The following is a 13,401-nucleotide window of genomic DNA, read 5'->3' as shown; positions in this document are numbered from 1 at the left end:
CTTCATCCCGTGATCTGACGGACGATCAGCACGACGGCGCCCACCGCGGAGACGGAGATCGCCAGCCACCGTTGCCGCTGCCGGTCGAGCACCCGGTTCATCAGCCGGGACAGCAGGTAGCCGATCACCACCGCCGGGCTCAGCAGCAGGAAGGACATCACCGAATGCCGGTCGATCTCCCCGCCGGCGGCGAGCACCACGAGGGAGAGCACCGACCCCACCAGGAAGAAACCGCTCATCGTGCCGCGCAGCCTGGCGCCGGTCACCTTCTGCCACACCAGCGCCATCGGCGGGCCGCCGATCGCGGTCGCGGTGCCGAGCACGCCGGACGCCGCACCGGCGAGCACCAGGTTGCGACGGTGCGGCACCGGCGCCCACCCGACGCTGGTCAGCAGCACACCGCCGAGGACCACGCCCGCGAGGACGAGCGCGAGTGCCTTGTCCGGCAGCATCACCAGCAGCAGCGCCCCGGCGACCGTTCCGGGGACCCGGCCGGCCAGCGCCCAGCCGGTGCCCTGTAGATCGATCTGCTGGTGTTCGCGCGCGACCACCAGGATGGTGACGAGGGTGGCGAGCATGATGAGCGTCCCGGGAATCAGGCTCGGATCGACGAGCGCCACGAACGGCGCGGCCAGCATCCCCATGCCGAAGCCGATCGACCCCTGCATGCACGAGGCCAACAGGATCGCCGCGGCGATCACGCAGTACGCGGCGACACTCACGCCGACATCGTCGCCAACCCGCTCTGTTCGGACTGCAGCGGGTGGTGGCACAGCGCGGTATGGCCGTCGGCCCGCTGGTCGGCGGCCACGGGCGGCGTCTGCTCGGCGCAGATGTCGGTGGCCCGCCAGCACCTGGTGCGGAACCGGCAGCCCGACGGCGGGTTCAGCGGCGAGGGCACCTCACCGCTGAGCAGGATCCGCTCGCCGCGCTGTGCGGCGTCGAGCTTCGGCGCGGCTGACATCAGCGCGGCCGTGTACGGGTGGGTGGGCCGGTCGAACACCGCCTCGGTGGGACCGTTCTCGATGATGCGGCCGAGGTACATCACCGCGACCCGGTCGGCCACGTGGCGGACGACCGACAGATCGTGGCTGATGAAGACGTAGGAGATGCCGAGCTGATCCTGCAGATCGTTGAGCAGGTTGAGCACCTGCGCCTGCACCGACAGGTCCAGCGCGGACACCGGTTCGTCGCAGATGATCACGTCCGGGTCGAGCGCCAGCGCCCTGGCGATGCCGATGCGCTGGCGCTGTCCGCCGGAGAACTCCTGCGGGAACTTGCCCGCGGCCTTGGCGCCCAGCCCGACGAGGTCGAGCAGGCCGCGCACCCGCATGTCGCGGTCCTTGCGGTTCGGGTGAAGCGACTTGTGGGTGCGCCACGGCTCGGCGATGAGTTCACCCGCCGACATGCGGGAGTTCAGCGACGCGTAGGGATCCTGGAACACCATCTGCACGCGGCGGCGGAACTTCAGCAGGTCCTTGCCGCGCAACCCGAACGGGTCGACGCCGTCGAAGGTCACGGTGCCCGAGTCGGGCCGTTCGAGCATCATCAGCGTGCGGGCGAGAGTCGATTTGCCGCAACCTGATTCGCCGACCAGGCCGAGCGTCTCCCCGCGGGCCAGGTGGAGGTCGATCCCGTCCAGCGCGGTCAGCCGGTTCTTGCCGCCGCCGGGCACGCGGAAGGACTTGCGTAGATCGCGGACGGTCAGTAGCCGGCCGTCCGTTGCGGTGTCAGGCATTTCGGACCTCTTCCGGGAAGTGGCAGGCCGCCTTGCGGCCGGAGCCGGCGGTGCCGGTGGCCTCGAGTGCCGGGCGGGTGGTGACGCAGACGTCGCGGGCGATCGGGCAGCGCGCCTGGTAGACGCAGCCCTCGGGAATCGAGTGCAGGTCCGGCGGCGCCCCGCCGATCGACTTGAGCGCCTCGCCGCGGACCGCGTTGACGGGCACCGAGTCGAGCAGCCCCTTGGTGTAGGGATGCCGCGGGTCGGCGAAAACCTCGGCGACGGGCCCGGTCTCGACGATGTTGCCGGCGTACATCACCGCCACCCGGTCGGCCTCCTCGGCCACCAGCGCGAGGTCGTGGGTGATCAGGACGACCGCCATGTGGAACTCGGCGCGCAGGTCGCGAAGCAGCGCCATGATCTGGGCCTGCACGGTGACGTCCAGCGCGGTGGTGGGCTCGTCGGCGATCAGCACGGTCGGGTTGAGCGCGACGGCCATCGCGATCAGCAGCCGCTGCCGCATGCCACCGGAGAACTGGTGCGGGTAGGAGTTCAGCCGCGACTCCGGCTGCGGGATCCCGACCCGCGCCATCAGCTCCACCGCCTTGCGCCGGGCGTCCTTGGCGCTCATTCCTTCGTGGATGCGGAACGGCTCCGACAGCTGGGTGCCCACGGTGTAGAGCGGGTTGAGCGCCGTGAGCGCGTCCTGGAAGACGATCGCCAGCTCGGTGCCCGCCAGCCTGCGCCGCGTCTTGCGGTCCACAGCCAGCAGATCGGCGTCGCCGAGGCGGGCGGAGCCGGCCACCACCTCGGCGACGGGTTCGAGCAGGCCGACGAGTGCGGTGGCGGTCATCGACTTGCCGCAGCCGGATTCGCCGAGCAGCGCCAAAGTCTCGCCGCGGTGGGCGGAGAACGTCACGTCGTCCACGGCGCGGACGGTGCCGGTGATGGTGCGGATGTCGACGGTCAGGCCGTCGACCTCCAGGGCCGGGTCCGCGTCGACCTTGTCGAGCGGCGGATGGTCTGCGACAGCGGTCATGATGAGGCGCCCTTTCAGATTCGCGAGGTGCGCTTGGTGAAGCGGGACAGTTTCTTCTGCGGGACGGTGAGCCGCCACCGCTGGGCGGGATCGGTGGCGATGCGTGCCCACGCGGCCAGGATGGTGGCCGACACCGTGGTGATGACGATGGCGAGGCCGGGGAAGAACGACAGCCACCAGGCGGTGTGCAGGTAGGTCCGGCCCTGGGACACCATCAGGCCCCAGCTGATGTCGGGCGGCTGGATGCCGATGCCGAGGAAGCTCAGTGAGCTCTCGGCGAGCATCACGTAGCAGAAGTCCAGCGTGGCGACGGTCAGCAGGGTCGGCAGCACGATGGGCAGCACGTGGCGCCAGATGATGGAGTGTGCGCTGGACCCGAATGTCCTCGCGGCGTCGACGAAGAGCCGGCTCTGCAGCTCGGCCGACTCGGCGCGGGCGGTGCGCAGGTACACGGGGATGCGGGTGATCGCCAGCACCAGCACGATGTTCGCGGCGCTCGGGGAGAACACGTAGAGCACCACGACGGCCAGCAGCAGCGACGGGAAGCTCATGATGACGTCGGCGACGCGCATCGCGATGGTCTCGCGCCAGCCGCGGTGGTAGCCGGCCCACATGCCGACGGCCGAGCCGATCACCGCCGAGATCACCACCGCGGGGATCGCGACCGAGAGCGTGGTCTGGCTGGCGACGATGAGCCGGGCCAGCATGCTGCGGCCCAGCGGGTCGGTGCCGAGGATGTTCGCCCAGCCGTGGGACAGGGTGAACGGCGCCTGATTGGAGTTGTCCAGGTCGATGTCGGTGGCGAGGTCGCCGACGAGCATCGGCCCGAACGCAGCGGTGAGGAACACCAGGCCGAGCACACAGGCCGCCACCGCGGCGACGCGGTCGTTGACCAGCAGCCGGAACCACGTCGACCGGTTGCGGCCCTTGGACAGGTCGGTGTCGGCCTCGCCGACGATCGCGGTGGTCGGCTTGACCGGCACCATATCGATCTGAGTCATGGTGTGCTCCTAGACCTTCGCTGGTTCCCGGACGCGGGCGTCGAGCAGTGCGTAGCAGGCGTCGATGATGATGTTGAGCAGGAAGATGCTCACGGCGGTCAGCAGCACGGCGGCCTGCAGCACCGCGAAGTCGCGTTGCAGGATCGCGTCGATCATCAGCTTGCCGATGCCGGGCCAGCCGAAGATCGCCTCCACCACGACGGCGCCGTTGATGAGTCCGACGGCCAGGTCGCCGGCCACGGTCAGCGCGGGGGCGGCGGCGTTGCGCAGCGCGTGGTGGGTGACGACGCGGAAGTCGCCCGCGCCCTTGCTGCGGGCCAGCCGGATGTAGGGCGCCGACAGCGCGGACACCATGGCGCCGCGCACCACCTGGGTGAGGACGCCGAGCGGGCGGATCATCAGCGTGGCGATCGGCAGGATCCACGACAGCATCCCCGCGTCGGTGCCCGAGGTCGGCAGCACGCCGAGCAGCACCGCGAACAGCCACACGCCGGTGATCGCGAACCAGAAGTCCGGGATGCTGGCGGCGGTCATGGACAGCAGGCTGGAGAACCGGTCGGCCAGTGAGTTGGGCCGGTAGGCCGCCCAGCAGCCGATGACGACGGCGCCGACCATCGCCAGCAGCATGGTGACCAGCGCGAGCTGCAGGGTGGCGGGGAAGGCCCGCAGTGCCATCTCCGCGGCGGGTTCACCGGTGCGCAGCGAGGACCCGAAGTCCAGGTGCAGCACGCCGGTGAAGTAGTCGCCGAGCTGGGTGAGCCACGGCTTGTCGAAGCCGTTGGCGGCGGCGAACTCCGCGCGCTGTTCGGGGGTCGCCGACTCGGGGAGGTAGAGGTTGGTCGGGTCGCCGGTGAGCCGGGCCAGCAGGAACACGCCCAGCAGCACGATGATCAGGGGCAGGGCGCTGGTGTACATCCGGCGCCGGACGAAAGGGAACATGGTGTCGGCCTTCCTTACTGGGCGTCGGTGCGGTCGGTGGCGCCGTCGCGGGCCGGTGTCATCTCGGCGAGCCGCATCTCGTCGCCGGTGGCGGAGTCGGGGGTGTAGTCCACGCGCGGCGACTTGCCGAGGATGCCGGTCATGTGCGCGATGTAGGCGAACTGGGCGACCTCGTCGGGTTCCTCGGCGAACAGTTCGGCGTAGGCGTCCTGGCGCTGCTGGCCGGTGAGTTGGCCCGCCGCGTCGATCTTCTTGTCGAATTCGGGTGTGCCGCAGCCGTTCTGGGCGCCGTCGGTGCGCATGTACTGGTCGACGCTGAACGCGGCGTCACCGGCCTGGTTGCCGTGCATGATCAGCGCCAGGAACGGGCCGGCGTTCTCCGGGAAGGGCCGCAGCTGGAACTGCAGCTGACCGGCGGTGTCCATCATCTCGATCTTGGCGTTGAGGCCGACGTCGGCGAGCTCGCTCTGGATCACCTCGACCGTCTCGACGACCTTCGGGAACTGTGCGGTGCGGCCGATCAGGCGGATCTGGCGGTCCACCGGAACCCCGTCGGCCCTGGCCTCGTCGACGAGTTGCTTCGCCTTGTCCGGATCGTGTGGCCACTCGGTCAGATCGGCGTTGTGGCCTACGACGCCGTCGGGGATCAGTTGGGCGGCGGGTTCGCCCATGTCGCGGAAGAGCGCCTTGACGATTCCGCTGCGGTTGACGGTGTAGTTGATGGCCTGCCGGACGCGGATGTCGTTGAGCGGGGCGTCGGTGCAGGTGATGCGCAGCGCGGTGGTCTCGTTGTTGGGGAACTCCACGCCGAGGTCGCCCGCGCCGTCCTCGAGGCCGAGGCCCGTCGCGATGTCGGTCTCGTCGCCGGTGATCATCGCGGCGCGGACGCTGCCCTCGCTGCGCCACTGGTATTCGGCGCGGGCGAAGGACGGCTTCTCCGCCCAGTAGTTCTCGTTGCGCTCGAGGACCAGCTTCTGTCCGTAGTCCCAGTCCGCGATGACGTAGGGGCCGGTGCCGATCGGCTCGCGCACCTTCTCGGTCATGCTGGTGGTGCGCGGCACGATCTCCACGAACGACAGCCGCAGCGGGAGAATCGGATCGGGCGTCGCGGTGGTGACGGTCAGCTTGGTGTCACTGGGGGTCTCCAACACCAGTTCGTCGTCGCCGAACACGTAGCCGTCGACGTTGCACTGCAGGTCGGAGTTCACCGCGCGGTCGATCGAGAAGGCGGCGTCGGTGGCGGTGAACGGCGTCCCGTCGGAGAACGTCACTCCGGGCCGGATGTCGAAGCTCCAGACGTTCGGCGAGTCCTGGCGCCAGCCGGTGGCCAGCAGCGGCTCGAGGTCGCCGGTGCCCGGATCGCGTTCGATCAGCGGCTCGCTGATGTTCGAGCGGACCACGATGCCGGTGGAGGTCAGCGAGCTCTCACAGGGTTCGAGCGTCGGTGGCTCCTGCTGCAGCACGATGCGCAGGGTGTTGGGGTCGTAGCCGCCGTGGCCGCTGTTGGCCACCGTGCAGCCGGCGGCTGTCACACACGTCGCCGCGGCGGCGGCGGAGAGGGCCAGCACGCGGCGCGGCCGCCGCGTGGTCGGGGCTGTGGACCTCATGAATCCTCCGAATGTGGCGTCCACGTATGTGGATGGACTGTGTGATCGCAACCACACGCTAAGGACGGGCCGTGACCGGGTCAACCGTCAGAAAGGGCCCGGAGCGGCGCGCAAGTGACACGCGGCACACGTCGTCGCGGCGGGTTAGGGCACGGTAATCATGGGCCTGAGCTGCAGCGACGTCGCGACGACGCGGCCGGTGATGCGCTACCGGTTACTCCGTAGGCCAATCCATGCAGGTTCCGTATAAACCCATGCCAATTCCGAGTTGGACGGGTATCCGCGGCCCGGCCTACGGTGACACCAGACCCGACAGAGGAGAACCGTGCCCAGCACCGACGACACCGCCACCCGCCGTGATCCTTCCCGCCGCCCGGGTGTGCTGCAGGTGGGCCCGCTGAAGCCCTCCCTCGCCGAGACGCTGCGCACCGACTACGACGCCCACGTGCTGCCCGAGGACGCCGGCGAAAGGGAGCGATTCCTCGGCACCGATGCGGCAGACGTCACCGCCGTGGTGACCTCGGGCCGCACCGGTGTGGACGCCGCACTGATGGCGGCGTTGCCGCGGCTCGGCGCGGTGATCAACTTCGGCGTCGGCTACGACACCACTGATGTCGACGCCGCGGCCGAACGCGGTGTGGTGGTGAGCAACACGCCCGACGTCCTGACCGACTGCGTCGCCGACACCGCCGTCGGGCTGATGATCGACACGCTGCGCCGCTTCTCGGCCGCCGACCGCTACCTGCGCGACGGTCGCTGGCCCGTCGACGGCAACTACCCGCTCACCCGTCAGGTCAGCAACACCCGAGTCGGCATTCTCGGCATGGGCCGCATCGGCGGCGCGATCGCCAAGCGGCTCAGCGCATTCGGCTGCACCATCTCCTACCACAACCGCAACCGCGTCGAGGGCTCGCCGTACACGTACGCGGGGTCGCCCGTCGAACTCGCCGGTGCCGTCGACGTGCTGGTCGTCGCCGCGGCAGGCGGTTCGGGCACCCGGCGGCTCGTCGGTCGCGACGTGCTCGACGCGTTGGGCGCCGACGGCTACCTCGTGAACATCGCCCGCGGCAGCGTCGTCGACGAGGACGCACTGGTCGATGCCCTGACGCAGGGCCGCCTGGCCGGCGCCGGTCTCGACGTGTTCGCCGACGAACCCCATGTGCCCGAGGCGCTCATCGCCCTCGAGAACGTGGTGCTGCTGCCGCACGTGGCGAGCGGCACCGTCGAGACCCGGGCCGCCATGGAGGCCTTGACGCTGCGCAACCTCGACTCGTTCCTCGCCGACGGCACGCTCGTCACGCCGGTGCCGATGCCGGTGCCCGCCGCGGGCTGATTACGTTCCCGTCGGCACCCAGTTGCCGTGGAAGCCCGCGGGCACCCGATGGGGAAGTTTGACCCTGGCGACATCCTCAAGGGTCTGCGCGTCCAGGATCGCCAGCTCGCTGCGGTCGGTTTCGCGGTCGTAGACGTACCCCATCAGCACGCCCTCGTCCTCGTCGGCGTCCGGGGACGTCGGCTCGAACACGAACTCGCCGAGACCCTTTCCGGTCCCGAAGGACCGGGCCAGGCTGCCGTCGCCGATCAGGTCGTGCTTGAACAGCGTGCCCTCGGGGGCGGTGCCGTCACCGACGGCGGGGGCGTAGCCGTACCGGTGCCGCTTGCCCACCAGCCGTTCGTCCACCCGCGGGAACTCCTGCCCGCGGTCGTCGATCCGGGACTCCCGAACCTTGCCGTCGGCGAGGTCGACCGTCCAGCGGTCGAGGGTGGGCGGGCCTTCGTTCGGCCCGAGATGATCGGTGTCGAACATCTTCGGGTGACGCACCACGTCGAGGACGACCGTGTCACCGTCCTCGTAGGCGTTCATCGGGTGGAAGACGTAGCACGGTTCGACGTCGAACCACCGGACGTCGGCGCTGCCGCCGTCGCGCGGCATCACCCCGACCCGTGCCGGATAGCGCGGATTCCAGGAATACGGGAAGCGCCGGTCGGCACCCATCGATCCGGCCTGCCGGGCGGCGATCGGATCGGGGATGCGGACACGACCGATCAACGCGGACAACAACAGTCGCGCGGGCAGCCGCAGTCCGCGCGGCACCGTCATCTCCGCGGCCTGGCGGTTGTCGAAGGTCACCGGCAGGTCGTAGAACACCACATAGCGCTCGGTGAGTGAGAAGTCGTGCATCATCGGGCTGCCGTTCACCTCGACGTCGACGGTGCGGCGGGCCCGGCCGTCGACACCGATCACCGAGTACCGCACGGTGTTTCCGCGATGCATGCTGTAGGTGACCGCGTGGAGCTCGCCGGTGTCGGGATCGCGCTTGGGATGTGCGGCGTATCCGCCGTGCAGGGTGCCGTCGAAGTCGCAGACGCCGACGGTGTCGAGTTCCTCGGTGAGTTCGTAGTTCGCCACGCCGCCCTCGATCAGCGCGAGCGTCCTGCCTGCGTGCCCGATCACGTTGGTGTTCGCGCCGATCGCCGAGACGCCGGGGCTACCGGCCGGCGGGGTGTCACCGAGCATCCGGCTGGCGTGCGGCCCACGCACCCACCTGTTGCGGTACCACTCGGCCCTCCCGTCGCGCAGCCGGATGCCGTGCACCATGCCGTCCCCGATGAACCAGTGGTAGAGCGCCGGGTCGATCTCCCCGATCGGGTTCGGCCCGTTGCGCAGGTACCGCCCGTCGAGGTGGCCGGGGATCGTGCCCTGCACCTCGAGGTCGGTCAGCGTGTACTCCTCGTCGATCGGCGCGAGAGCACCCTCGAGATAGCGATTTCCCATGCCATGCCCCTATAACAGTGTTATTTCGCGGTCGCCCTATGTATAACACCGTTATGAGACGATGGCAATGATGAACGCCGACCCGAAACATCAGATGGTGGAGGCGGGGATCCTGATCCTCGAGCGCGACGGCCTGCCCGCCCTGAGCGCGCGCCGCGTCGCGACCGAGACCGGGACGTCCACCATGGCGGTCTACACGCACTTCAACAGCATGCCCGGGCTGATCGAGGCCATCGCCGCGGAGACGTTCGCCCGCTTCACCCGGGCGCTCACCGACATCGCGCAGACCGACGACCCGGTGGCCGACTTCTTCGTGATGGGCGTGCGCTACCGCGAATTCGCGCTCGCCCACCCGCAGCGCTACCAGATGATGTTCGGCACGTCGGCGCAGTCGCTCAACCGCCACCACGCCGACCTCACCGTCACCGGGAACTCCAGCAACAGGCCCGATTTCGCGGTGTCGTTCGAGGCGCTGCTGACCGTGGTGCGCCGGATGATCGCGGCGGGCCGGATCCGCGACGACGGGGTGTCGGTGATCGCGGGGCGGTTGTGGAGCATTACTCACGGCACGGTACTGCTGGAGATGGCCGGCTTCTTCGGCCACGAAGACCACGGCCTCACGCAGATCCTCGCCCCGCTCACCATCGACGTACTCGTCGGCCTCGGCGACGACCGGGAACGCCTGGACCGATCGTTGGCCGCGGCGATCGAGGCGATCGGCTAGTACCGCCGAAACCCGGCGGCCGAGTAGGTAGCGTCGACAGTGGTCGGGTACTTCGACGGGAGGCCACCATGAAACGCTGGATCGCCGGAGGATCGGCCGCCCTGCTGATGGCCGTACCGCTGATCACCGCAGCTCCCCCGGCCGCCGCCGGTTGCCTATACGGCGGACCGGTCATCAGCAAGTGCGACGGGCCCGTGCAGCCCGGCGGGACCTGGCAGCGGTGCGTGGCGGTCGCCCAGTGGGTTCCCAGCGGCCTCGGTTCCCATCTGGTGCCCGTGAAGCACTGCAACCTCATGGGTCCCGGCCAGCCCGGCGGCGATCCCGGCTTCAACGACCCACCCGTGCGCATCGCGCCCTGAGCTGCTCCCGGCTACGCTGTAGACCAGGTCTCCAGCAGGTCGTCGGTGGTCCATTCACGTTGCGGCAAGACATCTTTGAGTAGCCGCAGCAGCGCGGGGTTGGAGCTGTCACCGCGCCACACCGCGTCGAGTTCGACGGGCCGCTCCCGGAATGCGCCGATCGACCGGAACACCACGCCCTCCGGATGCAGCGTCGCCGCCGAGGCGGGCACCAGCGCGATGCCGATACCCGACCGCACCAGCACCAGCATCGTGTGCACCTGCGTCACGTACTGCACGTACCGCGGCGTCGCGCCCGCGATGGTGAACGTGCTGATCAGCAGCTCGTTGAAGTACCTGGCCTGCACCGGCGAATACATCACCACGTCCTGGCCGTCGAGATCGTTGAGGGTGAGCTGACGGCCGAGGCCGACGAGGTCGTGGCCGCTGGGCAGCGCGGCGACCAGCTGCTCGTGCAGCAGCGGCCGCGACACCAGGCCGGGCCGTTTCAGCGGCGGCCGGGCCATGCCCAGGTCGAGCTCACCGGTCATCAGCCCCTCGACCTGTGCGGCGGTGACCATCTCGCGCAGGTCGAGCTTCACGTCCGGCAGTCGCTCCCTGGTGCGGTCCAGCAGCCGGGGCAGCACCGCGTGCGCCGACGCGGCGGTGAAGCCGACCACCACGGTGCCGAGATCGCCCGCGGGAATCCGCTTCACGGTCTGCGCGGCACCCTCGGCGAGCTGCAGGATGCGGCGGGCGTCGGGCAGGAACGCCACACCCGCCGGGGTCAGCGTCACCGACCGCGTGGTGCGGTCGATGAGGTGGACGCCGAGCTCGCTCTCCAGCTGCTGGATCTGCCTGCTCAGCGGCGGCTGGGTCATGTGCAGCCGTTCCGCGGCACGGCCGAAGTGCAGTTCCTCGGCCACTGCGATGAAGCACGACAACCGGGCGAGTGAGAACACCGATGCACTCCTTGAATCACCGCCGCCGCCATGGAGGCGTCAGTGCATCAGCGTAGACCCGCGGGGGTCACCAGCGCGGGCTGCCCGCCCGGAATGTCGGGTCGATGCTGCGCATGTAGCCGGTGTCGTCACGGTCCCGGATGCCGCAGCGCAGGTACTGCTCGTGCAGGGCGGCGAGGCTGTCCTCGTCGATCTGGACGCCGAGTCCGGGCGTGGTGGGAACCGGCACCGCGCCGTCGACGAACCGCAGCACGCCCGGCTCGACGACGTCCTCGGTCTTCCAGGGCCAGTGCGTGTCGCAGGCGTAGGTGAGGTTCGGCGTGGCGGCCGCGAGCTGCACCATGGCCGCCAGGCTGATGCCGAGGTGCGAGTTCGAGTGCATGGACATGCCGAGACCGAAGGTGTCGCAGATGCCGGCGAGCAGCCGTGACCGCTGCAGCCCGCCCCAGTAGTGGTGATCGGAGAGCACAACGCCGACAGACTGTTTCGCCACCGCGGGCGCCAGCTGGTCGAACGCCACCACGCACATGTTGGTGGCCAGCGGCATCGGGGACTGCCGGCCGACCTCGGCCATGCCGTCGAGGCCGGGGGTGGGGTCCTCGAGGTACTCCAGCACGCCGGCCAGGCCCGTGGCGACCTTCACCGACGTCTCGGGCGTCCACGCCGCGTTCGGGTCGAGCCTCAGCGGGTGGTGCGGGAAGGCCGCCCGCAACGCCTCGATGGCGGCCATCTCCTCCTCGGGTGGCCGGACGCCGCCCTTGAGCTTGATGGCGGTGAAACCGTACTCGGCGATCATCTTCTGCGCCTGGGCGACCAGCTGATCCGGGTAGAGCGCCTCGCCCCATCCGTCGGGCTCGCCGCCGGGATGGCCCGCCCACTTGTAGAACAGGTACGCCGAGAACGGCACGGCGTCGCGCACCGCCCCGCCGAGCAGGTCCGACACCGGCCGGCCCGTCGCGTGGCCCTGCACGTCGAGGCACGCCACCTCGAACGGCGAGAGTACCTGGTCGACCGCACTGGCCGAGGTGATCATCCCGGCCGTGCCCACCGCGGCGTCGTCACCGCGCAGCCTGTCGGCGATTGCGGCGCGAATGGCGTTCAGCGCGAACACGTCCTGGCCGACGACGGCGCCCGCGGCCGCGCTGAGCCGCTCCAGGTGCTTCGTGTCGGCATACGTCTCGCCCAGTCCGGTCACGCCGGCATCGGTGTCGAGCTGGATTATCGCCCGCAGTGCGTACGGCTGGTGCACGCCGACGGTGTTCAGCAGCGGCGGGTCGGCGAACGCGACCGGGGTGATGCGCGCGCCGGTGATCCGGGTCGGGCGATCCGGCATCAGCGCACCGCGGGTGCGGCGAGTGCCTCGGCCAGCACCGCGCGGCCCGCGGCGATGATCGCGCGGAGTTCCTCGACATCCTCGGGGGCGGCGTCGATCAGCGGTGCCCGCACCGGTCCGGCGTCGAGGCCCTCGAGGGCGACGCCGGCCTTGATCAGTGCGACGGGGTAGCCGGGCACCTTGTCGCGCAGGCGCACCAGCGGGTGGAAGAAGGTCCGCGACAGCGCCTCGGTGAGTGGCTCGTTGCCGGTCTCGAGTGCCTGGTAGAACGCGAGTGCGAGATCGGGCGCGAACGCGAAGGTGGCCGACGAGTACAGCGTCACGCCGATGGCGCGGAACGCCTGCTGCGAGACCTCGGCGGTGGGCAGGCCGTTGAAGAACTGGAACGGCTTGCCCGACGGCGCCAGCGCATCGTAGACCGCGCGAACGATCCGGCCGACCCGGTCGAAATCACCTGTGCCGTCTTTGAATCCGACGACGTTCGGGATCTGCGCGACCTCGACGGCCGAGGCCTCGGTGTAACGGGCGTTGTTGCGGTTGTACACGATCAGCGGCAGGTCGGTGACCGCGGCGACCTCGCGGGTGTAGGCCACCAGTCCGGCCTGCGGCATCTCCACCAGGTAGGGCGGCAGCAACAGCAGTCCGTCGGCGCCCGCCTCCGCGGCGGCCCTGGCGAACGCCTTGGCCTGGGCGAGCGATCCCCCGGCGCCGGCGTAAACCGGCACCCGGCCGCCGACCACGTCCACGGTGGTGCGGACCACCGCGCGCACCTCGTCGGTGTCGAGCGCATGGAATTCGCCTGTGCCGCAGGCGGCGAACACACCGCCGGGTCCGGCGTCGGCGCCGGTCGCGATGTGCTGCGCCAAGCGCTCGGTGTCCACCTCGCCTGCCGCGGTGAACGGGGTGACGGGGAAGAACAGGACGCCGTCAAGCATGGGTTGCTCCTAGATCGATCGAGAGGG

The 13,401-nt window shown here is 69.9% G+C and carries 13 protein-coding genes; 3 read left to right on the top strand and 10 right to left on the bottom strand.

The window, feature by feature from the left end:
• Window positions 1-2: 2 nt before the first annotated feature.
• Genes ACPCHZ_RS06680 through ACPCHZ_RS06655 form a run of 6 tightly spaced genes read right to left on the bottom strand, consistent with a single transcriptional unit; the run spans window position 3 to window position 6,306 of the window.
• A complete protein-coding gene (locus ACPCHZ_RS06680) occupies window positions 3-722 on the bottom strand; it encodes a sulfite exporter TauE/SafE family protein (protein WP_423484036.1) in 720 nt (239 codons plus the stop codon).
• Window positions 719-1,738, bottom strand: a complete 1,020-nt coding sequence (locus tag ACPCHZ_RS06675; RefSeq protein ID WP_423484035.1) for an ABC transporter ATP-binding protein — start codon at window positions 1,736-1,738, stop codon at window positions 719-721. The genes ACPCHZ_RS06680 and ACPCHZ_RS06675 overlap by 4 nt, the downstream gene beginning before the upstream one ends.
• Window positions 1,731-2,759: an ABC transporter ATP-binding protein gene (locus ACPCHZ_RS06670; protein WP_423484034.1), complete on the bottom strand. Its 1,029-nt coding sequence runs from the start codon at window positions 2,757-2,759 to the stop codon at window positions 1,731-1,733. Before ACPCHZ_RS06670 ends, ACPCHZ_RS06675 begins: the two co-directional genes overlap by 8 nt.
• 14 nt (window positions 2,760-2,773) lie before the next feature.
• Complete coding sequence (locus tag ACPCHZ_RS06665; RefSeq protein ID WP_423484033.1) at window positions 2,774-3,760, bottom strand: ABC transporter permease; 987 nt, start codon at window positions 3,758-3,760, stop codon at window positions 2,774-2,776.
• Between the two features lie 9 nt (window positions 3,761-3,769).
• Window positions 3,770-4,699 (bottom strand): ABC transporter permease, encoded by a 930-nt coding sequence (locus ACPCHZ_RS06660; RefSeq protein WP_269893038.1) that lies wholly within the window; start codon window positions 4,697-4,699, stop codon window positions 3,770-3,772.
• A gap of 14 nt (window positions 4,700-4,713) precedes the next feature.
• A complete protein-coding gene (locus ACPCHZ_RS06655; protein ID WP_423484032.1) occupies window positions 4,714-6,306 on the bottom strand; it encodes an ABC transporter substrate-binding protein in 1,593 nt (530 codons plus the stop codon).
• 325 nt (window positions 6,307-6,631) lie between these two features.
• Between ACPCHZ_RS06655 and ACPCHZ_RS06650 the strand changes: the two genes are divergently transcribed.
• A complete protein-coding gene (locus ACPCHZ_RS06650; protein ID WP_423484031.1) occupies window positions 6,632-7,639 on the top strand; it encodes a 2-hydroxyacid dehydrogenase in 1,008 nt (335 codons plus the stop codon).
• Here ACPCHZ_RS06650 and ACPCHZ_RS06645 read toward each other — a convergent pair whose 3' ends face one another.
• A complete protein-coding gene (locus ACPCHZ_RS06645; protein ID WP_423484030.1) occupies window positions 7,640-9,082 on the bottom strand; it encodes a carotenoid oxygenase family protein in 1,443 nt (480 codons plus the stop codon).
• 61 nt (window positions 9,083-9,143) lie between these two features.
• Between ACPCHZ_RS06645 and ACPCHZ_RS06640 the strand changes: the two genes are divergently transcribed.
• Window positions 9,144-9,806: a TetR/AcrR family transcriptional regulator gene (locus ACPCHZ_RS06640; RefSeq protein ID WP_423484029.1), complete on the top strand. Its 663-nt coding sequence runs from the start codon at window positions 9,144-9,146 to the stop codon at window positions 9,804-9,806.
• A 68-nt stretch (window positions 9,807-9,874) separates the two neighbouring features.
• Window positions 9,875-10,165: a CDGP domain-containing protein gene (locus ACPCHZ_RS06635; protein WP_423484028.1), complete on the top strand. Its 291-nt coding sequence runs from the start codon at window positions 9,875-9,877 to the stop codon at window positions 10,163-10,165.
• Between the two features lie 11 nt (window positions 10,166-10,176).
• Here ACPCHZ_RS06635 and ACPCHZ_RS06630 read toward each other — a convergent pair whose 3' ends face one another.
• The 3 genes from ACPCHZ_RS06630 to ACPCHZ_RS06620 all read right to left on the bottom strand — a co-directional run bounded on the left by ACPCHZ_RS06630 (window position 10,177) and on the right by ACPCHZ_RS06620 (window position 13,374).
• The gene (locus ACPCHZ_RS06630; RefSeq protein WP_264016168.1) at window positions 10,177-11,106 is read right to left on the bottom strand and encodes a LysR substrate-binding domain-containing protein; all 930 of its coding nucleotides are present in this window, start codon (window positions 11,104-11,106) and stop codon (window positions 10,177-10,179) included.
• A gap of 67 nt (window positions 11,107-11,173) precedes the next feature.
• Entirely contained in the window at window positions 11,174-12,439 is a 1,266-nt protein-coding gene (locus ACPCHZ_RS06625) for a glucarate dehydratase family protein (protein WP_423484027.1), read from the bottom strand.
• A complete protein-coding gene (locus tag ACPCHZ_RS06620) occupies window positions 12,439-13,374 on the bottom strand; it encodes a 5-dehydro-4-deoxyglucarate dehydratase (RefSeq protein WP_423484026.1) in 936 nt (311 codons plus the stop codon). The genes ACPCHZ_RS06625 and ACPCHZ_RS06620 overlap by 1 nt, the downstream gene beginning before the upstream one ends.
• Window positions 13,375-13,401 lie beyond the last annotated feature (27 nt).

It is taken from the genome of Mycobacterium sp. NPDC050041, from assembly GCF_049541695.1.
GTDB lineage: Bacteria > Actinomycetota > Actinomycetes > Mycobacteriales > Mycobacteriaceae > Mycobacterium.
Note: the sequence above shows the minus strand (reverse complement) of the source record. Positions and strands in the feature narration are given on the sequence as shown.

Coding starts and splice junctions, on each gene's coding strand:
- ACPCHZ_RS06675 (WP_423484035.1), bottom strand. CDS start 1,738: ATGCCTGACACCGCAACGGACGGCCGGCTACTGACCGTCCGCGATCTA.
- ACPCHZ_RS06670 (WP_423484034.1), bottom strand. CDS start 2,759: ATGACCGCTGTCGCAGACCATCCGCCGCTCGACAAGGTCGACGCGGAC.
- ACPCHZ_RS06665 (WP_423484033.1), bottom strand. CDS start 3,760: ATGACTCAGATCGATATGGTGCCGGTCAAGCCGACCACCGCGATCGTC.
- ACPCHZ_RS06660 (WP_269893038.1), bottom strand. CDS start 4,699: ATGTTCCCTTTCGTCCGGCGCCGGATGTACACCAGCGCCCTGCCCCTG.
- ACPCHZ_RS06655 (WP_423484032.1), bottom strand. CDS start 6,306: ATGAGGTCCACAGCCCCGACCACGCGGCGGCCGCGCCGCGTGCTGGCC.
- ACPCHZ_RS06645 (WP_423484030.1), bottom strand. CDS start 9,082: ATGGGAAATCGCTATCTCGAGGGTGCTCTCGCGCCGATCGACGAGGAG.
- ACPCHZ_RS06640 (WP_423484029.1), top strand. CDS start 9,144: ATGGCAATGATGAACGCCGACCCGAAACATCAGATGGTGGAGGCGGGG.
- ACPCHZ_RS06635 (WP_423484028.1), top strand. CDS start 9,875: ATGAAACGCTGGATCGCCGGAGGATCGGCCGCCCTGCTGATGGCCGTA.
- ACPCHZ_RS06625 (WP_423484027.1), bottom strand. CDS start 12,439: ATGCCGGATCGCCCGACCCGGATCACCGGCGCGCGCATCACCCCGGTC.
- ACPCHZ_RS06620 (WP_423484026.1), bottom strand. CDS start 13,374: ATGCTTGACGGCGTCCTGTTCTTCCCCGTCACCCCGTTCACCGCGGCA.